This is a genomic window from Methylocella sp. (assembly GCA_037200525.1).
GTDB lineage: Bacteria > Pseudomonadota > Alphaproteobacteria > Rhizobiales > Beijerinckiaceae > Methylocapsa.
The window spans coordinates 1,768,156-1,793,465 of record JBBCGG010000001.1 but is presented as its reverse complement, the minus strand read 5'-3'; the positions used below and the strand labels follow the sequence as shown (position 1 = coordinate 1,793,465).

General features: G+C 59.6%; 24 protein-coding genes. 12 read left to right on the top strand and 12 right to left on the bottom strand.

Features of this window, described 5'->3' with window-relative positions; genetic code table 11:
- The first annotated feature begins 155 nt into the window (after positions 1 to 155).
- Together WDN46_08655 and mtnA are read left to right on the top strand one after the other, a co-directional pair.
- A complete protein-coding gene (locus WDN46_08655) occupies positions 156 to 482 on the top strand; it encodes a hypothetical protein (GenBank protein MEJ0093494.1) in 327 nt (108 codons plus the stop codon).
- Positions 483 to 562: 80 nt separating this feature from the next.
- Positions 563 to 1,678 carry an S-methyl-5-thioribose-1-phosphate isomerase gene (gene mtnA, locus WDN46_08650; GenBank protein MEJ0093493.1) on the top strand — a complete coding sequence of 372 codons (1,116 nt, stop codon included), beginning with the start codon at positions 563 to 565 and terminating at the stop codon, positions 1,676 to 1,678.
- 33 nt (positions 1,679 to 1,711) lie between these two features.
- Here mtnA and WDN46_08645 read toward each other — a convergent pair whose 3' ends face one another.
- Complete coding sequence (locus WDN46_08645; protein MEJ0093492.1) at positions 1,712 to 2,296, bottom strand: hypothetical protein; 585 nt, start codon at positions 2,294 to 2,296, stop codon at positions 1,712 to 1,714.
- 704 nt (positions 2,297 to 3,000) lie between these two features.
- On the opposite strand from WDN46_08645, the gene WDN46_08640 reads away from it, so the two are divergent.
- Positions 3,001 to 4,716 carry a hypothetical protein gene (locus WDN46_08640; protein ID MEJ0093491.1) on the top strand — a complete coding sequence of 572 codons (1,716 nt, stop codon included), beginning with the start codon at positions 3,001 to 3,003 and terminating at the stop codon, positions 4,714 to 4,716.
- A gap of 412 nt (positions 4,717 to 5,128) precedes the next feature.
- On the opposite strand, the gene poxB is transcribed toward WDN46_08640, so the two are convergent.
- Positions 5,129 to 6,859, bottom strand: a complete 1,731-nt coding sequence (gene poxB / locus WDN46_08635) for a ubiquinone-dependent pyruvate dehydrogenase (protein ID MEJ0093490.1) — start codon at positions 6,857 to 6,859, stop codon at positions 5,129 to 5,131.
- A 532-nt stretch (positions 6,860 to 7,391) separates the two neighbouring features.
- Here poxB and WDN46_08630 point away from each other — a divergent pair.
- From WDN46_08630 to WDN46_08615, 4 genes are all read left to right on the top strand, one after another.
- Positions 7,392 to 9,089, top strand: coding sequence for an NAD-dependent malic enzyme (locus WDN46_08630; protein MEJ0093489.1), 1,698 nt, complete (start codon positions 7,392 to 7,394; stop codon positions 9,087 to 9,089).
- A gap of 133 nt (positions 9,090 to 9,222) precedes the next feature.
- Positions 9,223 to 10,629, top strand: coding sequence for a class II fumarate hydratase (gene fumC, locus WDN46_08625; GenBank protein MEJ0093488.1), 1,407 nt, complete (start codon positions 9,223 to 9,225; stop codon positions 10,627 to 10,629).
- Positions 10,630 to 10,647: 18 nt separating this feature from the next.
- Positions 10,648 to 12,012: a threonine/serine exporter family protein gene (locus WDN46_08620; GenBank protein ID MEJ0093487.1), complete on the top strand. Its 1,365-nt coding sequence runs from the start codon at positions 10,648 to 10,650 to the stop codon at positions 12,010 to 12,012.
- A gap of 200 nt (positions 12,013 to 12,212) precedes the next feature.
- Entirely contained in the window at positions 12,213 to 12,443 is a 231-nt protein-coding gene (locus WDN46_08615) for a hypothetical protein (protein MEJ0093486.1), read from the top strand.
- Positions 12,444 to 12,865: 422 nt separating this feature from the next.
- Here the strand turns inward: WDN46_08615 and WDN46_08610 are convergent, their stop codons facing one another.
- Positions 12,866 to 13,396, bottom strand: coding sequence for an SRPBCC family protein (locus tag WDN46_08610; GenBank protein ID MEJ0093485.1), 531 nt, complete (start codon positions 13,394 to 13,396; stop codon positions 12,866 to 12,868).
- Positions 13,397 to 13,823: 427 nt separating this feature from the next.
- Here WDN46_08610 and WDN46_08605 point away from each other — a divergent pair, with 427 nt between their 5' ends.
- The gene (locus tag WDN46_08605) at positions 13,824 to 14,369 is read left to right on the top strand and encodes an extensin family protein (GenBank protein MEJ0093484.1); all 546 of its coding nucleotides are present in this window, start codon (positions 13,824 to 13,826) and stop codon (positions 14,367 to 14,369) included.
- A 51-nt stretch (positions 14,370 to 14,420) separates the two neighbouring features.
- Here WDN46_08605 and WDN46_08600 read toward each other — a convergent pair whose 3' ends face one another.
- Positions 14,421 to 14,804, bottom strand: coding sequence for a nuclear transport factor 2 family protein (locus WDN46_08600; protein ID MEJ0093483.1), 384 nt, complete (start codon positions 14,802 to 14,804; stop codon positions 14,421 to 14,423).
- 430 nt (positions 14,805 to 15,234) lie between these two features.
- On the opposite strand from WDN46_08600, the gene WDN46_08595 reads away from it, so the two are divergent.
- A complete protein-coding gene (locus WDN46_08595; protein MEJ0093482.1) occupies positions 15,235 to 15,939 on the top strand; it encodes a Crp/Fnr family transcriptional regulator in 705 nt (234 codons plus the stop codon).
- 57 nt (positions 15,940 to 15,996) lie between these two features.
- Here WDN46_08595 and WDN46_08590 read toward each other — a convergent pair whose 3' ends face one another.
- From WDN46_08590 to WDN46_08575, 4 genes are all read right to left on the bottom strand, one after another.
- The gene (locus WDN46_08590) at positions 15,997 to 16,299 is read right to left on the bottom strand and encodes an EthD family reductase (GenBank protein ID MEJ0093481.1); all 303 of its coding nucleotides are present in this window, start codon (positions 16,297 to 16,299) and stop codon (positions 15,997 to 15,999) included.
- Positions 16,300 to 16,392: 93 nt separating this feature from the next.
- Positions 16,393 to 18,201 (bottom strand): AsmA family protein, encoded by a 1,809-nt coding sequence (locus WDN46_08585; protein ID MEJ0093480.1) that lies wholly within the window; start codon positions 18,199 to 18,201, stop codon positions 16,393 to 16,395.
- A 282-nt stretch (positions 18,202 to 18,483) separates the two neighbouring features.
- Positions 18,484 to 18,870, bottom strand: a complete 387-nt coding sequence (locus WDN46_08580) for a response regulator (GenBank protein MEJ0093479.1) — start codon at positions 18,868 to 18,870, stop codon at positions 18,484 to 18,486.
- A gap of 119 nt (positions 18,871 to 18,989) precedes the next feature.
- Positions 18,990 to 19,385 (bottom strand): DUF423 domain-containing protein, encoded by a 396-nt coding sequence (locus WDN46_08575; protein ID MEJ0093478.1) that lies wholly within the window; start codon positions 19,383 to 19,385, stop codon positions 18,990 to 18,992.
- 150 nt (positions 19,386 to 19,535) lie between these two features.
- Here WDN46_08575 and WDN46_08570 point away from each other — a divergent pair, with 150 nt between their 5' ends.
- Together WDN46_08570 and mepA are read left to right on the top strand one after the other, a co-directional pair.
- Positions 19,536 to 20,120, top strand: coding sequence for an invasion associated locus B family protein (locus WDN46_08570; protein ID MEJ0093477.1), 585 nt, complete (start codon positions 19,536 to 19,538; stop codon positions 20,118 to 20,120).
- Between the two features lie 159 nt (positions 20,121 to 20,279).
- Positions 20,280 to 21,209, top strand: coding sequence for a penicillin-insensitive murein endopeptidase (gene mepA / locus WDN46_08565; GenBank protein ID MEJ0093476.1), 930 nt, complete (start codon positions 20,280 to 20,282; stop codon positions 21,207 to 21,209).
- A gap of 18 nt (positions 21,210 to 21,227) precedes the next feature.
- On the opposite strand, the gene WDN46_08560 is transcribed toward mepA, so the two are convergent.
- The 3 genes from WDN46_08560 to WDN46_08550 all read right to left on the bottom strand — a co-directional run bounded on the left by WDN46_08560 (position 21,228) and on the right by WDN46_08550 (position 22,777).
- Entirely contained in the window at positions 21,228 to 21,479 is a 252-nt protein-coding gene (locus tag WDN46_08560; protein MEJ0093475.1) for a hypothetical protein, read from the bottom strand.
- Positions 21,480 to 21,608: 129 nt separating this feature from the next.
- Positions 21,609 to 22,268 carry a peptide-methionine (S)-S-oxide reductase MsrA gene (gene msrA / locus WDN46_08555; protein MEJ0093474.1) on the bottom strand — a complete coding sequence of 220 codons (660 nt, stop codon included), beginning with the start codon at positions 22,266 to 22,268 and terminating at the stop codon, positions 21,609 to 21,611.
- A 191-nt stretch (positions 22,269 to 22,459) separates the two neighbouring features.
- The gene (locus WDN46_08550) at positions 22,460 to 22,777 is read right to left on the bottom strand and encodes a hypothetical protein (GenBank protein MEJ0093473.1); all 318 of its coding nucleotides are present in this window, start codon (positions 22,775 to 22,777) and stop codon (positions 22,460 to 22,462) included.
- A gap of 346 nt (positions 22,778 to 23,123) precedes the next feature.
- On the opposite strand from WDN46_08550, the gene WDN46_08545 reads away from it, so the two are divergent.
- A complete protein-coding gene (locus WDN46_08545) occupies positions 23,124 to 23,840 on the top strand; it encodes a cell cycle transcriptional regulator TrcR (GenBank protein ID MEJ0093472.1) in 717 nt (238 codons plus the stop codon).
- A 948-nt stretch (positions 23,841 to 24,788) separates the two neighbouring features.
- Here WDN46_08545 and WDN46_08540 read toward each other — a convergent pair.
- The gene (locus WDN46_08540) at positions 24,789 to 25,301 is read right to left on the bottom strand and encodes a DUF2244 domain-containing protein (GenBank protein MEJ0093471.1); all 513 of its coding nucleotides are present in this window, start codon (positions 25,299 to 25,301) and stop codon (positions 24,789 to 24,791) included.
- Between the last annotated feature and the right edge of the window lie 9 nt (positions 25,302 to 25,310).

Genomic DNA, 25,310 nt, shown 5'->3' with positions numbered 1-25,310 from the left:
CGTTTCCCTTAAATCCGCGTTAAGGGTTCGGCGTCTGCATCGGACAAGAAAGCCCGAAAATAAGTCTTTTTCGGCACATTTTGCCTCTTGCGGCCCCTGAATCGGCAATACTGCGCTTCAACTTGAGTTGATGATGGGTTTGTTGTTTCAGCGCAATGACAGCTTCCAAAACGGCTGCAATTATTCGGCGCCGGGGCGATGCAGGCGGAACGGTGCAGGAGAAAGCGATGATCAAAATCAGTCTAGCGACCGTCTTTTTTGTCGCGATGGCGGGTGTTTCCGCTAACGCCGATCCTTCTAATGTCGGGAGGTCCGTTGGCGGATCGGCTCCGCGCCTTTTAAATCAGGATTATCTGACGTCGACGGGTGAAACGGTTCCTCGGCTGGGAGCAGCCCCCCTCGAACCCACCGGGACGCCGCTCGATCGACACATCCTCGATTTGGATGATCACGTGGAGCACGGCATTTGCAGCAATTGCTGAACGCCGCTCTTTCCGCCCGCCTGTAATCGCAATTGAGTCCGGAATGCTCTATGTCTCCATGCGAGACGAGGAGCTGACGGATGCGGGTCGAGGGCAAAGCGCTTAGAACAATTTGGGTTGGCGACGACGCGGCGAGCGTTAAAATCATCGATCAGACGCGGTTGCCGCATCGGTTCGAAATTGTGACAATCGCCAATGTCGCCGACGCAGCGCGGGCCATCAAGGATATGCAGGTGCGCGGCGCGCCGCTGATTGGCGTGACGGCGGCGTATGGAGCCGCGCTAGCGATGCGCGCCGATCCCTCCGATCTCAATCTCGAAAAAGCGTGCGCCGTTCTGGCGGCGACGCGGCCGACCGCCGTCAACCTGCAATGGGCGCTGACTTCTATGCGCCGGCTGTTGGCGGCTTTGCCGCCAACTGAGCGCTTTGCAGCCGGCTTCAAGCATGCCGCCGCTATTGCCGCCGAGGATATAGCGCTTTGCGAAGCGATCGGCGATCATGGGCTCGGCCTGATCACCGCCGTCGCCGCTCGGAAAGTCGCCGGTCCTAAGGCCGGGCAGCCCGTCAATATTCTCACCCATTGCAACGCCGGCTGGCTGGCGACAGTGGATTGGGGCACCGCCACGGCGCCGATTTACAAGGCGCATGAGGCCGGCGTCGCGCTGCATGTCTGGGTGGACGAGACTCGCCCGCGCAACCAAGGAGCCTCGCTGACCGCCTGGGAGCTCAAGCAGCATGGCGTGCCCCACACGATCATCGTCGACAATGCCGGCGGCCATGTGATGCAACATGGCGAGGTTGATCTCGTCATCGTCGGCACCGATCGCACGACTGCCTCGGGCGACGTCTGCAACAAGATCGGCACCTATCTGAAGGCGCTGGCGGCGCGAGACAATGGCGTGCCCTTTTATGTCGCGGCTCCTTCGCCCTCGATCGATTTCTCAATCTCCGACGGCGTGGCGGAGGTCCCGATCGAGGTTCGATCGGAGCGCGAGATCACCCATATATCGGGGCTTGGCGACGACGGCGACGTCAAAACCGTTCGCCTCGCCCCCGCGGGAAGCGCCGCTCACAACCCCGCTTTTGATGTGACGCCCGCCCGTCTCGTCACCAGACTGATTACCGAGCGCGGCGTGATCGCCGCGAATCGCGACGCTTTGGCGAAGGCTTTCCCTGAACGCGTCGCGCTGCGTTAGCCGCTTTGGCCCTTCGTTCGCCGCATCTGGCGTTCAAACTTCAAAGTGGTGAGCAATCTTCTCGCGCCGATCGCTGCGTCGGCGCCACAGCACCGTCGCGACGACGGCTACTATAAAGAGCGCTGCTAAAGCTACGATGAGAGCGGATTGATCAAGCCAAGCGATTCCCGGCACGCTGATCGCCATGACGAAGCCGATAAAGCAAATCTGCCATGACGAAATGTGAACCCCCGAGATGAACGTGCCGAGGGCGAGCAGCATCAGAAGCGTCAGCCCGGTTGCCTCCGAATTCAGCATTCTCTGCACGCTCGGGAGCAGCACCAGATTCATCGCGAACAAAAACGCCAGCCAGTGGAGCGCTTGAGTCCACACCAAACGCAATCGCGCTTTGCTATCGTCAACGCGCAGCCAGCCAGTAATGATGCAGGCGATTCCTATGAGGATAGCCAGAAATTCCCAATAGGTGACCAGCGGCTGTTTCGAAAAGCTAGTATAAGCAACGCCAATCACCGCCAACAAAAGCACGACAAGATACGGCGATTCGCGCAGCCAAAATCCCGCTTTTGGCGAAGGCGCGGGGGCGACATCCGGACTCGTGTCTAGCATCGGTGCGCTCATCAGAATCCGCCCATCAAGTCTGTCCCGCGCCCCACAGACGCCGCGCTTGCAGTCAACATAGCGCGTCTGCGCTAAAACGCTATGAGCTGCCGCTGGAATTCCAAATTTGCTTGGCGGAGTTGGGAATTGCCCTGCATAGCGCCAAACGAAACAAGCACGACCGTAGCAGCAAAGTTGCCAGCCGCAGCGTATTACTGTTAACTGCACTATATAAGTGCGTTCAGTCGGCGCACCAAAATATACGCATGAAACAACAAATAACAGCTCATTGCGTTATACCTTGCATGACCTATAAATAGCAGATCCAATATTTTGGTACGTGCATATATGTTCAAAAATTTATTTCAATAAACATTTCCATCCGCAGACTTGCGTTATACGCTGCATATTCGGAGAACGTCTTATAGGCTGCCCATTTTTTCATCACACGAGACAGATTTTTAGTTGCGTTTGTAATTTTAGCGCTGACAGATATTGGGCAACGTCAGAATTTCAGCGTGACAAATAAGGCACATTCATTTCGAATCATTATAGCAAGCAGCCCCGCGCTACGGCCACAATCTTGAATATCCTTTATTTTCAAGGTGTTACAGTAGAGACAGTCTAGCTAGACAATTGAGGGGCCGTCACTTAGCTGTCATCGAGATACTGTGAATCAGCACTAGGTACATTCGTGCCTTTCGCCGATTGAAGGGGCAACTTTTATGAAACGACGAGAACGCAATCAGGCCCTAGCGGCCTTGACCTTGGGGGCGCTTGTAGCGTTCCAGGGGACTGCGCGCGCAGACGACACTTCCGAGGAAATTCGCCTGCTCAAGGCTCAGCTGAAGAAGCTTGAAGAGAAGGTCAACGACCAGGCGCGCAAGCAAAAAGAGACGCAGGTTCAGATCCGCAACGTCGAGGCGCGCCCCGCCCCGGCTGGGGCAGGATGGGGACAGGCCGGGTCAGGCATCGGAGTGGGCAGCCTTGGCGGCGCGGCGCCCACAGGACTCACCGCGCAGGAGGCCGCGATCCAAGGCCGTCCCGTGGCTGGCTCCCCCAGTCTGTTTATTAACGGCGTCACAATTACGCCCGGGGGCTTCCTTGCCGCGGAAAGCGTTTTCCGCACCCGCAACATTGGCGCGGACATAACGACCCCGTTCCAAAACATTCCTTTCAACAACGTGCGCACCGGCAACGCCAACGAGTACCGCATGAGCGCGCGTCAAAGCCGCGCCTCGCTTCTCGTGCAGGGCGACGCCACGCCGACGACGCATCTCGCCGGCTGGATGGAGCTCGACTTCCTCGGCGCAGCGCAGACCGCCAATAACAACGAGAGCAACTCCTTTACGCCGCGTATCCGCAATATCTACGCGACGATCGATCAGGACGATTTCGGCGCGCATCTCCTCGCCGGTCAGAACTGGTCGTTGCTGACGCCAAATACGAGAGGCATCACGCCGCGCACGGAGGACATCCCTCTGACAATCGACGCGCAATACGTGCCTGGCTTTAACTGGGCGCGTCAGCCGCAGATCCGCGTCGTCAAAGACTTCGACCAAACCTTGTGGTTCGGTTTGTCGGCGGAAAGCCCGCAGACGAACACCTTCGTCGGACCCGGCGCGACGAATGGCGGATTTACGAATGGCATCGCGCAAGCCGGACCGACAGCCGCTCTCCCCAGCACCCTCGTAGACACCTTCGTGCCCCCGGGCTCGTCTTTGTTCAATTCCGGGAACTCGATATCTCTCAATCACATGCCGGATATCATCGGCAAGGTGGCGTGGGATCCGACTATTGCCGATCGCCATATCCATGTGGAAGCCTTCGGCCTGTTCCGCGATTTTTATAACCAGGTCAACGGCAGCAATCAGGACGTCGCAGCCGGCAGCTACGGCGGCACCATCATTGTTCCCGTGCTTCCGCACGTACTCGACGTCCAGTTCACCGGCATGAACGGGCGCGGCATCGGACGCTATTCCTCCGGGCAACTTCCTGACGTCAGCGTCAATGCGAATGGCTCGCTTTCGCCCATCCAGGAAACGACCTTGCTCGCCGGGCTGACATGGCATGTTACGCCAGAGTTCGACTTCTACACCTACGCGGGTCAAGAACAACAGCAGGCCAGCTTCTCCAACAGCATCACCACGGCTGGCGGAAAGACAACGGTCAACGCGTTCGGCGATGGCAATCCGCTGTACACCAATGCGGGATGCTCGAATATTCTCAGCTCCGCTTGCGTCGGCAACGTCAAGTTGATCCGGAATATCACCGCCGGCTTCTGGGATAAGGTCTATCAAGGCTCCTTCGGCCAATTGCGGGTTGGCCTGCAATATGCCTTTACCGAGAAATACTCTTTCCAGGGCTTCGGCGGCGCAGCCAAGGCCACGGAGAACTCGTTCTTCACCAGCCTTCGCTACTATCCGTTCCAGACGAATTGAGCCGCTCGCTCTCGCCTGGCTGGCTAGACTCTCTGCCTGACAGGACGAGCGACCTAAATCTCTCAGCCGAACGCAGGTTCGGCTGATAGCGCGCTACCAAAACGCAGCATCGCTAAAGAGCATGATGGCTTCCTCTTGAAGCAGTCATGCTCTTTTTGTTTGTCGTCGACAGACGCCTGGCCGCGCGAAAGGCAGGCGGTCGACAAGATTGTCCTGCGTCATCCCAACCGATTTCCGCGCAAAAGCAATCGCAGTCGCGACCGCGCGTCCGGCATCGGCGAGCAACGCCCAGCGCTCGCATTTCGCGCGCGAAGATAAGCTTCTCGGAGACTGTCGCCAATTTACCGGGTTTTAGGCCTCAACATGCGAGCTGGGAAACCCGCCGGCGACTGCCCACGTCCGCCTCGGAGAATCAGCGCCAGAGATTTGTCCGCGCCAAATCGATGACTGCGTCGGCGCGGCCGCTCATCACCGCCTTCACCATATAGAGAGTGAAGCCCTTGGCCATCTCGGCTGTCACCTTGGGCGGCATGGCGAGCTCCAGCCGGTTCACCACAGCGTCGACCAGCACCGGCCCGTCATGGGCGAGCGCCTCGGCTATGCCGCGCTCGACGTCGGCTGGATCCTCAAGTCGGATTCCGCGCACGCCAACGGCTTCGGCCATCGCCGCGAAATTCGGGTTCTTAAGCTCCGTGCCATTATCGATGAAGCCGCTCGATTTCTGTTCCAGCTCGATGAAACCAAGAGCGCCATTGTTGAACACGATCACCTTTACGGGCAGGCCAAGCTGCGCCATGCTGAGGAAGTCGCCCATCAGCATTGTGAACCCGCCATCGCCCGACAGTGAAATTACCTGCCGGCCGGGGAAAGCCGTTTGCGCGCCAATCGTCTGCGCCATCGCATTGGCCATGGAGCCGTGCCAGAACGACCCGATAAGTCGCCGCTTGCCATTCATCGCGAGATAGCGGGCGGCCCATACCGTCGGCAAGCCGACATCGCAGGTGAAGATGGCGTCGTCCGCGGCCAATTTGCTGACCGCGCTGGCGACTTGCTGCGGGTGAATGACCTTGCCAGGCGTTCCGACCGCAAGCGCATCGAGGCCTTCGCGCGCCTTGCGATAATGCTCCAGCGCTTGATCGAGATGCGCGCGATCGGTTTTCTCATTGAGCAGCGGCAATAATGCCTCGAGCGTCGAGCGGACATCGCCGACGAGACCAAGATCAACCGAGGCGCGGCGGCCGATCTGTTCGGCCCTGATGTCGATCTGCGCGATGCGCGTCGCTCCCCCTTGCGGGTAGAACTGGCGATAGGGAAAGTCAGTCCCCAGCATGAGCAGGACGTCGCAGTCGTTCATCGCGAAATAGCCGGACGAGAAGCCAATCAGCCCGGTCATGCCGACGTCATAGGGATTATCCCACTCGACATGCTCCTTGCCCTTGAGCGCATGAACCATCGGCGATTTAAGTCGATCGCCCAGCGCAATCAGCTGATCGTGAGCGCCCTCACAGCCCGAGCCGCAAAAAACGGTGACGCGGCGGCTGCCGTTGAGTAGATCGGCGAGCTGCGTCAGAGCGGCGCGCGGCGGCGTCACAAGGGCCTGAGGCGGCAGAAGGCTGGAGAGTTTAGGCGCAGGCGCTTCAATGGCGGGCTCGAGGGCGACGTCGCCCGGAATTACGATGACGGAGACGCCGCGCTTGCCTACCGCGGTGCGGATGGCGATCTCGAGCACGCGCGGCATCTGGTTTGCGCCGGAGATCAGCTCGCAATAGTGGCTGCATTCGCGGAACAAATCCTGCGGATGAGTTTCCTGGAAATAGCCGGAGCCGATCTCAGCCGAGGGAATCTGCGCGGCGATGGCGAGCACCGGCAGGCGCGACCGTTGGCAATCGAACAATCCATTGATGAGATGCAGATTCCCCGGCCCGCAGCTGCCCGCGCAGACTGCAAGGTCGCCAGTGAGATGCGCCTCAGCCCCGGCCGCGAAGGCGGCGACTTCCTCGTGCCTGACATGGATCCATTCGATTTTGCCCTGGCGACGGATCGAGTCGGTCAGTCCGTTGAGGCTGTCGCCGACGATGCCATAGATTCGCTTGACGCCCGCCGCCGCAAGCGTCTCCGCAAATTGATCCGCCACGGTCTTCATGATCGAGCTCCTTTAATTCTGATGCAGGCATCTCAAGGCAGAGCGGCCATTATGCAGAACCGCAATCGGGACGCCATCAGAAGTTATGGTTGCAAGTATCGAAAGCCGAGGCGTCAATCAACCACGATTACCGGCTCCGCGCCATGAGTTAGCTGATTAAGACATGCGTTAATTGCGTGAGCGCCGACCTAATGCTAATTTCATGTGGGTGCAGGTAACGAACTCTGCTGTATAGAAAACGCGTCTGGCATCGCCGCGCTGTGCTTCGGTCACATTGGCGTTAGAATCGCGCAACGCTGTAGCAAGGCTAAGCTGGAGCGGCGGGTTTTAACGTCGCTGCTCCCCAAACAAAAGCAACTGACATCCTGTGGCCATTCCTTGATCGACGACGCCATGTTGTGCGAGGAGGTGCGTGCGCAGACAGCGCGGGCGGCGCATCTTCGCACGGTCTGAACGATGATGGAACCGATCGCGCTATCCGCCTTGTTCGCGGCCCCGGATTTTGGCCGGCGCGTAGTCAGGAAAAAGTACAATGACGACAGCCCCTAGCATGGACTCCCCTCTCGAGACTGATCTGACCGGCTTCGCTTTGATCAACCAACCCATGCTCAATAAAGGAACCGCTTTCACTGAAGAGGAGCGCGATCTTTTCCATTTGCATGGGCTGTTGCCGCCGCACATCGGCTCGCTCGACCAGCAGATGGCGCGGCGGCTTAAAGTCTTGCGCGCTTTTGAGACGAATTTTGAACGTTACGCCTTCTTGCGCGATTTGCAGGACACCAATGAAACGCTGTTTTACGCGTTGCTGGTAGGCAATCTCAAGGAGATATTGCCATTGGCCTACACGCCGACGGTCGGCGAGGGTTGTCAGCGTTTTAGCGAGATCTGGCGCAAGCCGCGCGGATTGTTTCTAAGCTATCCGAACAAGCGGCGCATCCGCGAAATTCTGGCCGATTCGCGGTTGGACGCCGTTCGCATCATTGTCGTCAGCGATGGCGAGCGCATCCTGGGGCTTGGAGACCAAGGGGCCGGCGGCATGGGGATCCCAATCGGCAAACTCTCCCTCTATACGGGTTGCGCCGGAATTCATCCCAATCAAACCTTGCCCATCCTTCTCGACGTTGGAACCAACAATCAGGATCGTCTGGACGATCCGCTCTATATCGGCTGGCGGCACGAGCGGGTGCGCGGCGCCGAATATGATGCTTTTGTCGAGGAGTTCGTCTCCGCCGTTTCCGAGCGTTGGCCGAACGTTCTTCTGCAGTGGGAGGATTTCGCCGGGCCCAACGCCGGTCCCCTCCTCGAGCGCTACCGCGATCGCCTTTGCACCTTCAACGACGATATCCAGGGCACGGCGGCGATCGCCGCCGCGACGCTTCTCGCCGCGATCAATGTGACGGGCGTAAAGCTGACGGATCAACGGATCGCCTTTCTCGGCGCGGGCTCTGCGGGATGCGGGATCGCCTCGCTTTTGCTGCGGACGATGATCGAAGGCGGCTTGAGTGAGGCCGAGGCGAGGAGCCGTTTCTATGCCGTCGATCGCGACGGGCTGCTTGTCGAAGGCATGTCGGGCATTCGCCCCGCGCAGGCGCCCTTTGTTCAGACGCGGGAAGCCGTGGCCGGCTGGACGCTCGCCAAGCCAAATGAGATCAGTCTTTTCGACGTCATGGTGAACGCCAAGCCGACGGCGCTGATCGGCGTCTCAGCCCAGGGCGGCGCCTTCAACGAACCGATCGTGCGCGCTATGGCCGCAAACGTCGACCGCCCCGTGATTTTCCCGCTGTCGAATCCGACATCGCGCAGCGAGGCGACGCCGGAGCAACTTTTGGCATGGACCGATGGGCGGGCGCTGATTGGCACGGGAACCGCCTTTCCGCCAGTCACATGGAATGGCAAGCCGGTACCGATGAACCAAACCAATAATTCTTACGTTTTTCCCGGCGTGGGCCTTGGCGTCCTGGCCGTTGGAGCGCGCCGCATCAACGACGCTATGTTTGCGGCAGCCGGCAAGGCTGTGGCCGAATTATCCCCGACAAAGAACGACAAGAACGGGCCGCTGCTGCCTTCTGTGGATCAATTGCGCGCGGTGGCGGTTGCGGTCGCGACAGCAGTTGCGCGCCAAGCGCAAGCGGATGGCCTTGCCGAGCCCTGCGATGACGCGGCCTTGGCCGAGCGCATCCGCGCCCATGTTTGGGAGCCGCGCTATCGGCCCTATAAAAAGCGGGGTTAAGCCGATCTCGTTCGGGCGAGGCGCCGCGCCTATCTCGCGCATGGTTGCTGGACGACCGCCGCGACCGCCCTTATCCTCCATCCGTCGACGCGCGCGGCCTAAGGATGCGTCTCCACGGCTCAGGAGAATGACCATGACTGACTTTCGCACCGAAACCGATAGCCTCGGTGAGGTTCGCGTGCCTGCCGACAAGCTCTGGGGCGCGCAGACCCAGCGGTCGCTGGAGCATTTCAGCATCGGCAAGGATCTGATGCCTCGGGAAATGATCGGCGCATACGCGATCTTGAAGAAGGCGGCGGCTAACGCCAACCATGCCGGCAAGAGGCTCGACGATCGCGCCCATAGTCTGATCGTCGAGGTTTGCGACGAGATTCTAGCCGGCCAGCATCAGGACATGTTCCCGCTGCACGTGTGGATGACCGGCAGCGGCACGCAGTTCAACATGAATGTGAACGAGGTGATATCCAATCGCTGCAGCCAGCTCGCCGGCGCGCCGCTTGGCGGCAAGACTCCGGTTCATCCAAACGATCACGTCAACATGTCGCAATCGTCGAACGACACGTTTCCCTCCGCGATGTATATGGCCGCCGCGATCAATGTCACGCAGCGCCTGATCCCCGCGGTGAAGGCCCTGCGCGACGCCATTGCGGCGAAGGCCGCGGATTGGGCCGATATCGTCAAGATCGGCCGCACTCATATGCAGGATGCAACGCCGATCACGCTCGGACAGGAATGGTCTGGCTATGCGGCCATGCTCGCGGACGATCTGGAGCGCATCGACGACGCGCTGAAAGGCGTCTACCGCCTGGCGCTAGGCGGTACGGCCGTCGGCACCGGCATCAACGCGGCGCCGGGATTTGCCGAAGCGGCCGCCGCCGAAATCGCCAGACTGACGAGCCTGCCTTTCGTCACCGCGCCGAATAAGTTCGCCGTGCAGGGCGCCCATGATGCTTTGGTGCAGCTCTCAGGCACGCTCCGCACCTTGGCGGCATCGCTCTATAAGATCGGCAACGATATCCGGCTGATGTCCTGCGGCCCTCGCGCAGGCTTCGCCGAACTGCTGATTCCGGAGAATGAGCCAGGCTCCTCGATCATGCCGGGCAAAGTCAATCCGACGCAAGCCGAAGCGCTGACGATGATCGCGGCGCAGGTGATGGCGAATGACGTGGCGGTCGGGTTCGGCGGGGCCGGCGGCTATCTGGAGATGAACGTCTATAAGCCGCTGATGATCTATAACATCGCTCATTCAATCACGATCATGACCGATGGATGCGTGAATTTCCGCAAATATCTGGTTGAGGGAACAAAGCCGAATCTCAAGAAGATCAAGGAGTATGTGGACCGCTCGTTGATGCTGGTGACGGCGCTGGCGCCAGTGATCGGCTACGACAAGGCCTCGAAAATCGCGCATTACGCGATGGACAATGACCTCACGCTAAAAGCTGCGGCTCTAAAACTCGGATTCGTCACTGAAGAGGAATTCGACCGTGTGGTCGACCCGGTGAAGATGGTCAAACCCTACGTCGCAACCAATGGGTAAGAGACTGCGTGCGAAAGCATGAGCAATTCCGACGCGGGGAGAAACGCCGCGCATTCGCCCGATGCGCCGCGGGATCCCGCAGCCGCGCCTTCTTGTGCAACGCTGTCGCGGAAAGACGCCGCGGATCTGATCCTGACCTGCCTCAGGCTTCTAATGGTCAACGGCCAGACGACTGAGCAAATGGCGGCGGCCGCAACGCATCTCGCCGAGGCTCTGGGCTTTCAGGCGATTCTCTTTCCGCATTGGGGGGAGTTGACCCTCCGCATCGAGGACGACGCCGGCGTCCATTTCGAGATTATCGCCGTCGCGCCCACAGGCGTCGACATGAACAAAGTCGCAGCGACGATGAATGTGATCGACGATCTCCGCGATGGGCGGATCAATGCCGAAGCGGCGCGATCGGATCTTGAGGCGATCACGCAATATCCGCCCGTCTCGATTGTGCGTTTCGCATTGCTGGCGGCCGCTGGAGCCGCGGCGCTGGGGGTCATCTTTGGCGCCGCTGACCCGCTTAGCCTTATTCTGATCGCGTTCAGCGCGGGGGCGGGCGCTGTTCTGCGGCGCGGAGTGGCAAAGGTAACCGCCAGTCCATTCGCGCCGCCTTTGTGCGCCGCATTGCTTGCCGGCGTCATTGGCGCGATCGTCGCAAAATTTAATCTCAGCCCTTCGTTGCGCCTTATCGCGGTATGTCCGTGCATGGTGCTGGTGCCCGGCCCGCATCTCCTCAATGGCATGCTTGATCTTGCCCGGACGCGCATTGTGCTTGGGGCGGCGCGCATTGGCTATGCGAGCCTGATCATTCTCATGATTTGCGCGGGTTTGCTCCTTGGTCTTTCGCTCGGCGGCGTGACCGTGCCCGTTTCAGAGTCTTCAAGCTCGGCTCCGTTTCTGTGTGACGTGGCCGCCGCCGGCGTCGCCGTTGCGGCATATGGCGCATTTTTCTCAATGCCGTGGCGGATGCTGCCGATCCCGATTCTTGTCGGAATGCTCGCCCATGCGTGCCGCTGGGGCATGATCTCGGCATTAGGCGCCAGCGTTGAGGCTGGAGCGTTCGTCGCTTGCCTTGTGGCGGGGATTATCACCACGCAGGCCGCGGATCGGTTGCGGCTGCCTTTCGCGGCGGTCGCCTTCGCGTCGGTGGTGTCGCTGATACCGGGCGTCTTCATCTTCCAAATGGCGGGCGGCCTCGCCGAACTGATGACTCTCGATGGGCGCGCTCCTTTCGGTCTGCTCCCTGCGGTGTTCAAGGACGGAATGACGGCGTTCCTCATTACTCTGGCGATGGGCTTTGGCCTGATCATTCCAAGAATGTTCATCCCGCGATTCTGCTCGGCTTCAGCCAGATTCGGGCGAGCTAGCTCGGGCCGCCGGAGGGCCGGTTGAGAGGCATCAGCAGTTCTCACGAACCGAAGCGCAAAACGTCTTCGGCGGCGACTGCCCCGAAGCGAAATTTAATTTCACTTCAGGTAATCCGTCACCAAATGATATTAAATATCAGCCGAAGCGGAACTATTCCTTGTTCGGATCGTTTATTTGCGCGGGTTTCTGGGGAGGATGCCTGTCTTAAATAGGGGGAGAAAATCATGAAGACGATTCAATTGCTTGGAGCCATTGTCTTTCTCGCGGCTTCGATGGGCATCAGCTATGCTCAGAGCGAGGAGCCAAGGGAGCAATCCGGGCGCTCGATCGAAGAGAAAGAACGTCCGGCGAATGAAAAATATGTCCCGAGGAACAATTGCACGCGGGGTGAGCCTTCAACGACGCCCGAGGGGACGCCATCGTTGGACACGCTCGAAATCTGCCACGACGATTAAGGATAGTTCTTTAGTTGAGCGGTCGCGCTTACGAAGAGCGGAGTCATCCAGCCAGTAGCCAGGTGCTCTCGCCGTCAGTCATTTGGCCGTAGAGCAGTTCCGCTCAACTCCAATGAGTGACGGCCGCAGGTTCAAACGTCGTTTCGTCTATCTATTCAATGGCGGTCAAGCAGTGGATGTCGTCGCGCTGGCCGGCGGCACGCCACTTCGCCGGTCACGCTCGCGGGGTGTGACCAGCGCTTGGGTAATTTCCGACATCATGTTCTGGCGGTTTCGGGAAGGCGGTTTCCTGCGGCTGCGATGCAAGCGAGTCCAGCCGAAACCGGCGGGATTCGCGAAGACTTCCGCAGCCGAGGCGTCATAAGCCGCGGTCAGGCGATGGCGAACCCAAGGCAAGCGAGGGATGGTGGCCCTTACGCTTCCTACATGGCGGCTTTGGCTTTCACCGCGTCAAGGCCGGATTGATAGATGCCGCTAACGGCGGTGTCCGCATCAGCTTCCTTGCCGCTCACCGGCGTGAAAGTGCTGAACCAGGTGATCGTCGACATGCCGTCGCCCTTGGGAACGACCTTGATCGTCGAGAGGTAATTGCTGAGCGGCAGCGGGCTTGACTTGATGGCGTAGGAATAGCTCATCCCTTTGTCGTCGCGGGCGGTCTCCAGCTCTACAAAAGTAGCTGCGCCATCTTTGGTGACGAGCGTGCGGGTTGGCTCCGGCTTACCATCCGAAGTGCACGTGCCGATGGCCGGATGCCAAGCGCTGATCGAGCAGAACGGACCGATCATCGCCCACACCTTTGCCGGCGGGGCGTTGACATCAATGCTTTTCGTCACTGAGGCGGCGGAGGCGGAGCCCGCGGCAATACTCAAAAGCGTCGCGGCGACAATCGTCCCGATATGCATTGGCTTCACTCCCATGATTGCTCTTTTCAGGCTTTTAGCGCCTGCGCGCATTTGATGCTGCGCCGAATCTTATCGCGTGCTTTGCCACATCCTGTCCAGCCCCGCGCCGCGGACCGCTCGCACGTTTGGCTCAGAACTTCTCCTCGCGCGAGCGAACTATTTTGCTTCGAGAATATTGTTCGTTGCAGACAGGAGAAACGCCATCAGATTTGAAATCGAAACAAAGCGCGAGAAAAACCCCGCGCAGGCGAATTCTAGCGAGGTCTCCCGCCAACGTATCTTGCTGAGCGTCGCGCTTATCTGCGTCTTGCAGAGCTTTACGTTATCCGACGCTAAGTCTGCTCCCATCGAGCTTCCACGGGACGAGAGGGCGGACGTTCCTCTTCCTCCCGAAAGACCAAAATCGCCAAAGCCAGCCGAGGTCGCCCGCCCGCCTGAGCCGCTCGCAGCCCCAGCGCCTGCAACGTCAGAGGGCTGCATGGAAACGCTCGCGGCCCAAGGCGTCGTCGCAAAGCCGGCCGCGATTGAGGCGTCGAGCGATCGGCGCTGCCTTATTGCGCAACCGGTTACGCTTGAGGCTCTGACGCTCCGAGGCGGGCAGCGCGTCGATTTGCCGGATCGTCCGACGGTAGCTTGCATTACCGCCGCGACCTTCGCCAATTTCACGAATGAACTGCTAGTCCCCCTCGCCAAAGGCGCATTTGACGCTTCCATCATTGCGATTGGGACCGGCCCCGGCTTCGAATGCAGAACCCGCGACCACGTCGTGGGCGCGAAGCTGAGCGCGCATGCTACGGGTCTCGCGATCGACATCGCCGAAATCAAATTTACGGGCGGGAGGACATATCAGGTCGGGAAAATGGCCGACGAGACGGAGCGCGGATTCGACCGCGCCGCCCGCTCCGCAGCTTGCGGCTATTTCCATACGGCGCTAGGTCCGGGCTCCGACGCCTTTCACGCCAACCATTGGCACTTTGATCTCGAACCACGCGGAAGCGATGGAACATCGAAGTTTTGTCAGTAGCGAAAGGCCGGCGCTTCGATGGATCAAACGATGCCGAGAGCCCTTTTTCCTTCACGCGAAAAAGGCGTTCATGCCTTCGACATCCGACAAATAGGTTTCAATGGCGCGGATGATTTCGCCGTCAAGTAAGCAGACCGTCGCCAGATGCTCATCGAGCAAAGCATCCCCGCGCCGCGCCGTATTGTGCAAGCCAAGCGCGACATTGTCCCGGCTAACGAGAATGTGCTCGAGTTTGAAATTCACGCCGAAGGCTGCGATTTTCTGAAAATGGGCGATCACCGCGTCGCGGCCAGCAATTTCGCCCGACACCTGATTATCGCCCGGCAACGTCCAGACGACATTTTCCGCGAGCATCGCGCCGAGCGCAGCCCAATCGCGCGCGACCAGGCTCGAATGGAGGAGGCGTCCAATGGCGGTTTTTTCAGCGTAAGTCATTTGCGGACTATCCTCTCATCGTTGCGTTGATCACCAATTGAGCCCGGGAGAGCCCAATTTCAAACGGAGGAATACGCAGCTCACTCACCCGGCGGATATTTCGCTTGCCCACCAATGCCTGCAGTGCGGCATTTCCGATCCAACCGACGCTGATCATCGCCCAATAGTCGAAGCAAGTCGATCGAACGGCGGCACTTCGGATGATGCGTCACGCAATAGTCGTCGGCCTAGCACTATTAATTGGCGTGGGGAACTACTCAACGCGCAAGGCGTAGTATTATAGGGCGTCTCTGGCGCGGCGGCGTTCCGGGAGATTGACAGGACTCGCTAAAACGCGATGCAATCGAAGATACGATCAATCTTATGGCTTTTGCTAATCTTCCATCCTATGACCGAATTGAAGTGAAATAATTTTTATGGTTTTTTGATTATGACCCAACGCCCCCTGCAAACCCTTGCTCGCGTTCCGTTTTTCAAGGATGTCGCCGATATTGATTTCGATCGCTTCGACCGGCTCTGCAATTGGCGCCGTTTCGATGATGGCGAATTGGTTGTCGATTATGAGGACGAATCCTCGGACGTTTATTTCATCATCATCGGCGAGGTCCGCGTATTGATTCGCACCGCAGCCGGCAAGGAGATCATCCTTGGCGAGAGCCGGGCGGGCCAGTTCTTCGGCGAAATGACGGCGATCGATGGGGCCAAACGCTCGGCCAATGTCACCGCCCTGACCAAGTCCGAGCTTTGCATTATGCCGGCGTCCGTGTTCCGCGAGGTGATTTTTGCCTCAAAAACCGCCTGCGATCGGATTTTGCGGCTCCTCACAGGGCGCGTGCGCGAACTCAATTCACGGCTCGCCGAACATTCGATCTTCGATCTAAAGCACCGCCTCTATTCAGAGCTTTTGCGCATGGCGCATCCCCGTCCCGGCAAGCCTGCCGAGCGCACGGTGACGCCGCCGCCCTTCCATCATGTCCTCGCTGCGCGCATCGGCTGCCGGCGCGAGCAGGTCACGCGAGAACTCTCGGCCCTGGTGCAAGAAGGTCTTATCGAAAAAACCCGGGGCGCCCTGGTCCTCATCAAACCGCAAGTTCTGGAAGCGCGCCTCGACGAGGCGATGCGCGAGGGCGGATGACGCTCCAAGCCTGGAGCATGACGAGGACCGGTTTCGATCTTTTCGGCGAGTTCGTCGCTATTTTTCGTCGTCGACGTGCAGGATTACCGGCGCCTGCGGCGAATAGTTGGGAATGTCGGCGGCGACTGCCTGCCCGGCTGGCGAGCCCAACGCGTCATGGATCGCTTTAAGATTATCAAACGTGCCGATGAAGGTCCAAGAGAATGCCCCGGCGGCTCCATCCAACGATGTGCTGGGTCCATAGACCGCATCTTTCAATCCGGGCATTTTGCGGACCAGCGGCATGTGGGTTTCGCGAAAATAGCGAGCAAATTTTTCCGGATTCTCCGGCGCGGAATATAGGACAACCAGTTTACTCATGACCGTTCTGCTCCCCCCTTCGCTGCAACCAGCTCAGCTTATGCTTGCACGACGATGCGCCGCGGGCAAGGAGTCTTCCTGGCCGAAGCTCTGCTATTTGCCATCTGAGTTGGCGGTTGGCTTGGCTGCTGCAGGCTGTTGCGAAAAAAGCGGAGCCGCGGCTCCCGATTGCCGGATCAGACTCTGCGCATCGGGAATCAAGGCGAGATCATCCCAGGAGCCGGCGACGTCGAAAGCAAATTTCGGCTCCGGCTCCGCTCCGTCGTCCCTACCGGGAAGCGATGCGATGGCGTGCACATTGAGCGTGCGCTCAAAGAATTCAACCGCGCCGCCAAACCCCAGATTGGCGCTCGAACTGCGGAGCTGCCCGTCGTCAATTGCGCCGACGCCGGCGACGATGCGCAGACCAAATCCCGCGCTGTCGAAAGCGGTGCCGCCATAATGGATGTCATTGGCGAGCGCGAGCGGTCTTTTGTCGAGCGAACCCAGCGCCTTCTCGAGATTGATGCCGCCGAGTTCGCCATGGTCGAGCGCGACTTGGGCGCGGCCCTCGAGATTGCGCATAACTTCGCTCATGCTGGCGCCCGAGCTCTCGAAATTGCCCGTGGCGGTCACAGCTCCTGAGACCGTCCACGGCCCGATCGAGTTAGGCAGTAAGGCCGCAACGTCAACGTCAGTCATTGCCCCGCTCGCGCGCACCTCGATTCCGTCGCTATTCGCCGTAAAGGAGGCGCGGCCTCGGATTTCGCCCTGATAGGCCTTGGCGCCAACCAGCGCGACCTCGAGGCGGCCATTCTGGCTGAGCAGCGAGAAAGCCGCGTCGCTCATCTCAATTTCCGGCAGAATCAGGCGACTCGCCGAGACGCGCAGGTCAAGATCGGCGAAAGTCGCGCCTTCGAGATCGAACAGATCATGACTCCATTGGCCATCGCGAGCAATGCCGGCGGGCAGGCCTTCGAGAAAAGGACGCAGGGACAAAAGATTTGCCGCCAAAGTGCCGGAGAGGACTGGCTTTTTCCCCCCGAACAGAACCGCCAGCGCGCCCTCATATTCATTGCCGTCCAGCTGCAAATGGAGACCGGAAAAACTTGCGCTCGCAGCGCTGAGGCTCGCCTCGCAAGTCAAAGCGAAATCCTCAAAAGGAGCCGGAAGATCGACGAAATAGCCGCCGGTTTCGACCAGCTTTCGCACCGAGGGGGCCGAAGCGGCGAGGCGGCCGGTATATTGCGGCCTCGGCGCGCTCGCCAAATTACCTTCGGCCGAAAGCGAAAGCGCTGGGCCATCGATCTTCAGGCTCAGCGCGGATTGCTCGCCTCGCAACAATTCGGACGGGCGCGCAATCATGGCGGCGATATCAGCGGATTGTCCGCGAAAGCGCACGGTTCCGGCGAGACTCGCCGAAGCGCCGAGGGTGCGCCAATCGAGCGTTACGTTAATGTCGTCGATCCAAAGATCCGAACTGCCGGATTTGCTTTTCAGACGCGCGCTGCCATCGACAAGCGAAACCACGCCCAGACGCGCTTCGTCGGCGAAAGTCGCTTGCGGGCTGGCTGATTTTGCATAGGCGGCGCGGCCGATCGCGCTGTCGGCCGGCACCGGGTGGCCGTCAAGATCGATAACAATTTCCGGGGCGCCGAGCGTCGCTGACGCTATTTCAAGTCGCCCGCGCAGAAGCGCAGAGACGCGCAGATAGCCCTTGAGATAGCGCGCGTCGATCCGCAGCGCGCCCGAGGGATCCGCGAAGTGGATGTCGTCAATGCTGATGTGCGGTTCGGGCAGAACCACGAAAACCGCCCGGCCTTGCGACAGCGCGACGAGGCCCGTCATCTGACGGATTTGCGCGACGATCTCGTCGCGCAGCACGCTCGTCGAAAACAGCCAGGGGACCACGGCGGCGGTCATTGCGATTACGATGGCGCAGGCGGCTAAAGCCCCAATGATTCGGGAAGAGTGTCTACGGGGAGGCGTCGGAGAAACAGAAGCGATCGTCGCCATCTAGACCATGGCTCTCAGTTGCCCTCAGGCTCTCCGCCGTTCTGACGGCGCCGCCGCAAATCCTGCGGAAACAAAGTCGTAGTCTTTGACTATGTCACGATCAAGGCGGCAAACCGTTTCGAGCCGCTCCGACGGCCACGCGTGGAACGACGAGCAAAAAGCAAGCCGCATCGAAACCGGTTCGACCGACTAGTGGCCGACGGCCCCGAACACTGTCAGCAATAAAGCGGCGAGGTCTTTGGCCCCAAATGGTTTTTGCAGAACGGCTCGATCGGCATACGCAGCCGGAACGCCGGATCGCCCGTGTCCGGTCGTGAAAATAAACGGGCAGGCGCGCTCCGCCAGCAAATCGGCGACGGCGTCAACCCGCTGCGTGCCGAGGTTCACGTCCAAAAGAGCGCCGTCAATATGCTCGCGGCCAATGAAATCGATCGCAGCCGAGACGTCGCCAACGCAGCCTGCGACGTCGAAACCAAGGTCCGACAGCGTATCGACGAGCGTCAGCGCAATGAAAGGCTCATCCTCTACGACCAAAATTCGCTTTGAAGGCAAGTCCGAAGCGTGGGCAAGCGTCATTTTGAGACCTGATTGGCTCGAACGCGGACTTTGCCTTGCCCGATGCTTAAAGTCCAGACAATCAATCGTGGTCGCTAATTGTGGTTACGATTTGTTCATGGCGCATCCCTGCGGCGGCCTCAGACCCTCTTTGCGGACAAAGCTATGAGCGCCGCAATGAACGTAGAGATCCAGCCAAGGATCAACAGCGTTCCGCCGATAGGCGCCGCCATCGCGAAAAGGCGCCCCCCGGCGAGGGCGCGCATGGAGAGATCGCCGCAAAACAACAGACTGCCCAGCAAAAACAGGATCGCCGAGCCGAGAAACCAGCCGCTCCGTCGCCCCGCGCCCGTCGCGAGGCCGGAGACAGCCAAAGTCGCAACCGCATGGATCAGCAAAAAGCTGGACGCCGTTTCGAGCAAGGGGCTGGCCGCGACATGCGCCGCGACGGCGGAGAGGATTACCCCGCAAGCGCCGAAGAGGCCCGCCAGCGCGCTCGCGATCAATGCCCATTTTTGCGTTTCAGGATTTGTCAAAGCAGGATGCTCGCCAATGAGATGGGATTGCGCCGTTTAGCATCTTCCTTGGAAAAATGCCTGCGCAATTCGATCTGCATCAACTTGACCTTGGTTTGCCCGCGCAGTTGGCCTATCGATGGGGAGTCAGGCTGTCATTGAGGTGGGTTGATGCGGAAAACTCAGATCATCGCGTTCGGCGCATACCTTCTTTCATGCGGCGCCGGACTGGCGCAAGCGCACGCGCCGGCCGCGCCAGCTGCTCCGTCGGCGGGAGCGGAGGGCACGAGCGAAACATTCGGCGACTGGTTCCTGCATTGCGGCGTCTCCCCCACGGGATCCGGCGAACAGGCCTGCGAGGTCACAACTACGATCAAATTACAGGGAGACGCTCCCGTCGCGCGAATTGCATTTGGCCGAGCGATCCAGCCGAAAGGGCAGGCGAAGGGCAAAGAGCCGGCAAAGGACAAGCCGCCGATGCGGCTTGTCGTGCTCGTGCCGGTCAATGTTTTGATCGCTCCTGGCGTCGATATCGCGCCTGACGCCGCCAAGCCGCACCTCACTCTGCCTTTCAAATCCTGCATCCCAGCCGCTTGTTTCGCGGAAATGGAGCTCGACGACGACCAGATGCAGACATTCCGCAATCATTCGCAGCCGGGGCAGCTTGCCTTCACCGATCCGGCGGGTAGTCCAAAGCCGCTTGAAATATCGTTCAAGGGATTGGATCAGGCGCTCGACGCGCTGGCCAAACGCTAGGCCCTTCGCAACTCCCTAGGTCAACAAGCTCACTCTGCCGGATTTGTGTCTCAATTTGACCTAGTCTAGTTGGGACTGGCTGCGATTCGCCGCCAGCGCGACAAAGCCGCGCCCGATTGCGGGCGGCCCGTCTTTGACGCCGGACATGGAGGAGCTTTCATGCGACCGTCCCGTGTTTCTTTGTTTATTGCGATGATCGCCGGTCTGCTGGCGCCGGCCGCGGTTCTTGCGCAGGACATAGGCTCGCTCGAGCCAAGAGTCCTGCCGCCGCTGGAGCACCCGGACGATCCATCGACTCCAGCGAAGGAATTATTCGGGCGGCAGGCGGAGCCGGCGCCTCTGGCCGCGCGCACGATCGGCTTTTATTCGCGCGGCTGCCTTGCGGGCGGAAAGCCGCTGCCGGTCAATGGACCAGCTTGGCAAGTCATGCGGCTATCGCGCAACCGCAATTGGGGCCATCCCGCGCTGATCGCTTTTCTCGAGCGATTTGCGCGCAAGATTCCGACCGTCAGCAACTGGCCGGGGATTCTCGTCGGCGACATGTCGCAGCCGCGCGGCGGCCCAATGCTGACAGGACACGCCTCGCATCAGATTGGGCTCGACGCCGACATTTGGTTGACACCCATGCCGGCGCGCGACTTGTCGCGCGCCGAACGGGAACAAATGTCCGCGATTAACGTGGTGCGCGCGGACCGGCTCGATGTCGAACCGTCGAAGTGGACTCCGGATCATTTGGAAGTGATCAAGGCGGCGGCGCAGGAACGCGAAGTGCAACGCATCTTCGTCAACGCCGCGATCAAAAAAGCGCTGTGCCGGGAGGCGACAGGCGATCGCTCATGGCTGAATAAGGTGCGCCCCTTTTACGGCCATGATTATCATTTCCATGTCCGCCTGATGTGCCCGCGGGGGCAAGAGGCCTGCCGGGAGCAAGACGCCGTCCCCCCGGGAGACGGCTGCGACGCCTCGCTGGCCTACTGGTTCTCCGATGAAGTTCTGCATCCAAGGCCTGCTGCGCCGGAACGGCCCAAACCGCCGTTGACCATGGCGCAATTGCCTACCGAGTGTAAGGCGATTCTGACGGCGAGATAGAGATTTCTCGAAGAGCCATCAATCGTTCGGCGCAGGAATTTCCGTGACGATTGGCGTTTCAATCGAGTCCGCCGGCTTCATCTTGACATGGTGCATCTTGGTTTTGTGATGCATGCTGACGCTGCGGCCCAAAGCGATCGGAACCTCATCCGAACCGCTGTCGACCGCCTTGGCGCCCGGAGCGTCGATTGTGCTCCTGCCGGCAAGCGCCGCGCCCACCGCAAAAAAACTCACACAAGTAAAAATTGCGAAGGTTTTGCGGAAATCCATCGAAAACTCCCAACGCCACTTTCCGCCTGAGCGGATCTCGATTTCTATAGAACGCGCGCGAACGAAAAAAAAGCGCGCGAAATCACGCAGCAATCTTTATTTTGAGCCTGGAAGCGAAGCGCTCCCACCTCATGCCGCCGGAACGCCGACGCCGATTGGACAAGAAACGCCAGTGCCGCCCAAACCGCAGTAACCAGCAGGGTTTTTGGCGAGATATTGCTGGTGGTAGCTCTCGGCGTAATAAAAAGTCGGCATATCGACGATTTCAGTAGTGATCGGATCAAAACCCCGCGCCGCCAGCGCCTTGGCGAACACCGCCTTGCTCGCTTCGGCGGCGGCCCGCTGCGAGGCGTTGGCGACATAAATCGCGGATCGGTATTGCGTGCCGACATCATTGCCCTGCCGCATCCCTTGCGTCGGATCATGATTCTCCCAGAAAACCTTTAACAAGGTCTCATAGGAGATTTTCGCCGGGTCGAACGCGACCAGCACGACTTCATTGTGGCCGGTCAGACCGGAGCAAACTTCCTCGTAAGTCGGGTTCGGCGTTATTCCGCCGGCATAACCGACCGCCGTTGCGTAGACGCCCTCCCCCAGCTCCCAGAATTTGCGTTCGGCTCCCCAAAAACATCCGATCCCAAACAACGCCGTTTGGATCCCCGCCGGAAACGGGGGAGCAATGTTATGGCCGTTAACAAAGTGGGTAGGCGAGGTCGCGATCGGATCCCGCCGGCCGGGCAGAGCATTCGCAGCTGTCGGTAGGGTCGGGGGTTCGCGGAATGAGAACATGAGCCCTCCTTCGAACAAAATCTCTTCCACCCAAATGGGTTCGAGGCCAGCCGCCGACAATGGGGTGCGCCGCAACCAAACCTTCAAATGCGCCAAATTCTCAGACCATAAGCATATCGATGCGCGGCCTGAGCGAAATCGCATCGATGACGCCCTCCTTCCGCGAATCTTTCTGCATGCGCCTGGTCGAATCAGCGGCTCGAATACCCGATCTTTGGCCGCGGCGTGCGCGCAAGCCAAAGAAACACTACTCCCACGGCGCCAACGACCAAAAAGGTCGGCAGCCGCAGAGCCCTCGTCAAGGTTTGGTCGAGAAGCGGATGCGCATGAGGATCGATCGCATTCTGAAGCAAGGCGAGTTTGGCGGGCGCAAGCGCCGCCGCGGTTTGCCCTATCTGCGTTAGCGCGAGGCTTCCTCCCGCCAATGATCGTGAGACGTCAATAGCGAGGGCCGCGAAGGCGCTCGCCAGGATGAAAAAACCCAAGAAACGCGCCGTTAATCGAATCATAAGATAAAAATTCCCCGCCCGGAAACGATTGCGCGAATTACGGCGCCTTGGCGCGAAGCCGCGGGCCGGCGAGCACGATACTTCAGCGGCGCCGAGCCTGCCTATGTCCGTCGGCCGACCGAAGACAAAACGGCGTGAAAAACGCCGCGACGAAGATTGAGCGCCACTTAAAAAGGCAGATTAGATTGCCTTCTCGCGCGGCGACGCCTATATGTCGTCTTATCCCTGTCATGGCTATTGAATTGAGCTTCGCTCATGAGCCTCGCCCCTGCGCGACGGGGGGACGAAGCGGCGCGTCCGCCTCCTCGCGGGATTTTCCGTTTTCGAGCGCAAAGGAGAAGATGATATGAGCAATGCGCCGCTGATGCCCAAAGCTACCGCCGTCTGGCTTGTCGAGAATACGTCTCTGACATTCGATCAGATCGCCAATTTCTGCAAACTTCATCCGCTTGAGGTGAAAGGCATCGCGGACGGCGAAGTCGCCGCCGGAATCAAGGGCCACGATCCGATTACTTCGGGGCAATTGACCCGCGAGGAAATCGCCATGGTGGAGAAAAACCCCAGCCGCCAGCTGCAGCTCGCGGTCTCCAAAGTGCGTTTGCCGGAGCCAACCCGCAGGCGCGGCGCGCGCTATACGCCTTTGTCGCGTCGCCAGGACCGACCCAACGCCATTCTCTGGCTGGTGCGCAATCACCCGGAGTTGAAGGACGCCCAGATCATGCGTCTTGCCGGCACCACCAAAACCACGTTGCAATCAATTCGCAACCGCACTCATTGGAACTCGGCGGCTCTCGTGCCGGCGGACCCCGTCACACTGGGACTTTGCTCGCAAATTGATCTCGATTTCGAGGTCAACCGCGCCGCCAAGGATCGGCCCCACATCGTCGAAAATCATGGCCAGACCCTGGTGTCGGCTGAAGTCACGACGCGCGCGGCGCATGAGGAACCCCGGACCGAAGCCGAGGTCTTCGGCAACGCGCCTGCAAGGCAGCAAGAGCAAGACGAAAATATTGATGCGGATTCGGTCTTTGCAAGCCTGCGCGGCCTCAAGGTCAAGGAGTAGAATCTCCTTATGGTTGCATTTTTCCCGTATTAGTCGTTATTTATGCTGCTTTAGCGCGCATGCTGGTGTAAGATTAGATCGAATCAGGCATCGAGGTTCCTTCGATGCGGAGCGCTAGTTGCGCCCGATCTAACGCGCTGGAGAATGCGATGAAGAGCCTATTTGCACTCGCGGGATGGGCATGGGGAGCGGCCTTCGCGCTTTGTCTCGCGCTCGGCGTGGGGTCAGTTGAAGCGGCAGATTTCGGCTATGGGCCGCCGAGCGCTTACCTTCCCCCGCCGCCCGTTTACACTTTTAACGTTGATCCGAGATGCCGGATCATTCCGGCGCCGCAATTGGACCTCGTTGGCGACACAGCCCGTTTTCGCGCCCAAGCCGTGTGCCAGTCGCGCGGCCTCTACGCCGATTCGCTGGTTTTTCCTGAACCGCCCCTGATTTATCGGGGGCTATTCTTACGGACGCGAGCGATAGCTTTGCGGCGATAGCGCGATTCTTGGTCGCGGCCAACTGCGGCCAGCGGCGAGCCGACGGAATAAATGCCCGCTTTGGCGCCAGCTACGCCAGAAAAGGCTCTTTCTTTTCCGATTTTTACCATATTTGGGTCAAGAAGTTTGACGCGGCAGGGGTTAACAATGAAAAGCGAAGTTTCGATGCCTTCGCAACTCTCAGATGGTTCCGCGCCCGCTTCGACACCAAGCGTCAGCGCAGACCTTATCTGGACCGGCCGCCCTTCCCCCTAGGGCGGCCGGATTTATATTAAGCTTTTTGATGCGAGGCGGCTGCTTTCCGATTGTGATTATGTCGGGCCTAAGATCCCGCGTTTGCGCGTCAAACTCTTTTGATAGCCGGTAAATTGCCGCTGCAGCCGGCAGCCAGATCGCCCTTTCGACAGCCCATGTCGGAAAAGGCCGATGACGCCCCCAAAACGCTGATCTCAAAACAACCGCCTCAGGAGAATCGCGGACCGCGCCGCGCCTCGGCGAGCGCGCAATTGAGAGCGCTGGCAAAATCCGCTTTCTCCCCCGGTCCGAGAAAAGCCGCCACCTCGACGCTCCGGCCGCGCGAGACCAAAGCCAGTTTGAGCGTTCCAAATTCTTCGTGTTCTTCACGTTCGAGGCGCACGAAAGCTGGATTGAAGCGCCATTCTGCGCGCCGCCCCTCGGCGCTCACCTTCGCCACCAGAAGTTCAAAAGGCGTCACATGCACATCTTCATACGCCCGCGCGGCGCGGAAATTGGATTTGAACGCGATATAGAGCAAAGCGACGTCAAGCCCCATGAAGCCGGCGACCGGCCAAGCGCCCAAAATAATGAAAGGCAGGCAGGTAAAAATATTGGCGCCCAGGAAAAACATCAAAAGCAGACGAAAATTCCGTCGCGTCAGCGAGCGATGCGGGGTGATTCGCGCGGCAAACAGCGCCGGATCTCCAGCGTCTGCGACTCCAATATTCGCGTCTGACATGCAGAGGCC

What these genes read in the sequence shown, in the direction of transcription:
- WDN46_08655 (MEJ0093494.1), top strand. Translation starts at nt 156, where the DNA reads ATGACAGCTTCCAAAACGGCTGCAATTATTCGGCGCCGGGGCGATGCA.
- mtnA (MEJ0093493.1), top strand. Translation starts at nt 563, where the DNA reads ATGCGGGTCGAGGGCAAAGCGCTTAGAACAATTTGGGTTGGCGACGAC.
- WDN46_08645 (MEJ0093492.1), bottom strand. Translation starts at nt 2,296, where the DNA reads ATGAGCGCACCGATGCTAGACACGAGTCCGGATGTCGCCCCCGCGCCT.
- WDN46_08640 (MEJ0093491.1), top strand. Translation starts at nt 3,001, where the DNA reads ATGAAACGACGAGAACGCAATCAGGCCCTAGCGGCCTTGACCTTGGGG.
- poxB (MEJ0093490.1), bottom strand. Translation starts at nt 6,859, where the DNA reads ATGAAGACCGTGGCGGATCAATTTGCGGAGACGCTTGCGGCGGCGGGC.
- WDN46_08630 (MEJ0093489.1), top strand. Translation starts at nt 7,392, where the DNA reads ATGACGACAGCCCCTAGCATGGACTCCCCTCTCGAGACTGATCTGACC.
- fumC (MEJ0093488.1), top strand. Translation starts at nt 9,223, where the DNA reads ATGACTGACTTTCGCACCGAAACCGATAGCCTCGGTGAGGTTCGCGTG.
- WDN46_08620 (MEJ0093487.1), top strand. Translation starts at nt 10,648, where the DNA reads ATGAGCAATTCCGACGCGGGGAGAAACGCCGCGCATTCGCCCGATGCG.
- WDN46_08615 (MEJ0093486.1), top strand. Translation starts at nt 12,213, where the DNA reads ATGAAGACGATTCAATTGCTTGGAGCCATTGTCTTTCTCGCGGCTTCG.
- WDN46_08610 (MEJ0093485.1), bottom strand. Translation starts at nt 13,396, where the DNA reads ATGCGCGCAGGCGCTAAAAGCCTGAAAAGAGCAATCATGGGAGTGAAG.
- WDN46_08605 (MEJ0093484.1), top strand. Translation starts at nt 13,824, where the DNA reads ATGGAAACGCTCGCGGCCCAAGGCGTCGTCGCAAAGCCGGCCGCGATT.
- WDN46_08600 (MEJ0093483.1), bottom strand. Translation starts at nt 14,804, where the DNA reads ATGACTTACGCTGAAAAAACCGCCATTGGACGCCTCCTCCATTCGAGC.
- WDN46_08595 (MEJ0093482.1), top strand. Translation starts at nt 15,235, where the DNA reads ATGACCCAACGCCCCCTGCAAACCCTTGCTCGCGTTCCGTTTTTCAAG.
- WDN46_08590 (MEJ0093481.1), bottom strand. Translation starts at nt 16,299, where the DNA reads ATGAGTAAACTGGTTGTCCTATATTCCGCGCCGGAGAATCCGGAAAAA.
- WDN46_08585 (MEJ0093480.1), bottom strand. Translation starts at nt 18,201, where the DNA reads ATGACCGCCGCCGTGGTCCCCTGGCTGTTTTCGACGAGCGTGCTGCGC.
- WDN46_08580 (MEJ0093479.1), bottom strand. Translation starts at nt 18,870, where the DNA reads ATGACGCTTGCCCACGCTTCGGACTTGCCTTCAAAGCGAATTTTGGTC.
- WDN46_08570 (MEJ0093477.1), top strand. Translation starts at nt 19,536, where the DNA reads ATGCGGAAAACTCAGATCATCGCGTTCGGCGCATACCTTCTTTCATGC.
- mepA (MEJ0093476.1), top strand. Translation starts at nt 20,280, where the DNA reads ATGCGACCGTCCCGTGTTTCTTTGTTTATTGCGATGATCGCCGGTCTG.
- WDN46_08560 (MEJ0093475.1), bottom strand. Translation starts at nt 21,479, where the DNA reads ATGGATTTCCGCAAAACCTTCGCAATTTTTACTTGTGTGAGTTTTTTT.
- msrA (MEJ0093474.1), bottom strand. Translation starts at nt 22,268, where the DNA reads ATGTTCTCATTCCGCGAACCCCCGACCCTACCGACAGCTGCGAATGCT.
- WDN46_08550 (MEJ0093473.1), bottom strand. Translation starts at nt 22,777, where the DNA reads ATGATTCGATTAACGGCGCGTTTCTTGGGTTTTTTCATCCTGGCGAGC.
- WDN46_08545 (MEJ0093472.1), top strand. Translation starts at nt 23,124, where the DNA reads ATGAGCAATGCGCCGCTGATGCCCAAAGCTACCGCCGTCTGGCTTGTC.
- WDN46_08540 (MEJ0093471.1), bottom strand. Translation starts at nt 25,301, where the DNA reads ATGTCAGACGCGAATATTGGAGTCGCAGACGCTGGAGATCCGGCGCTG.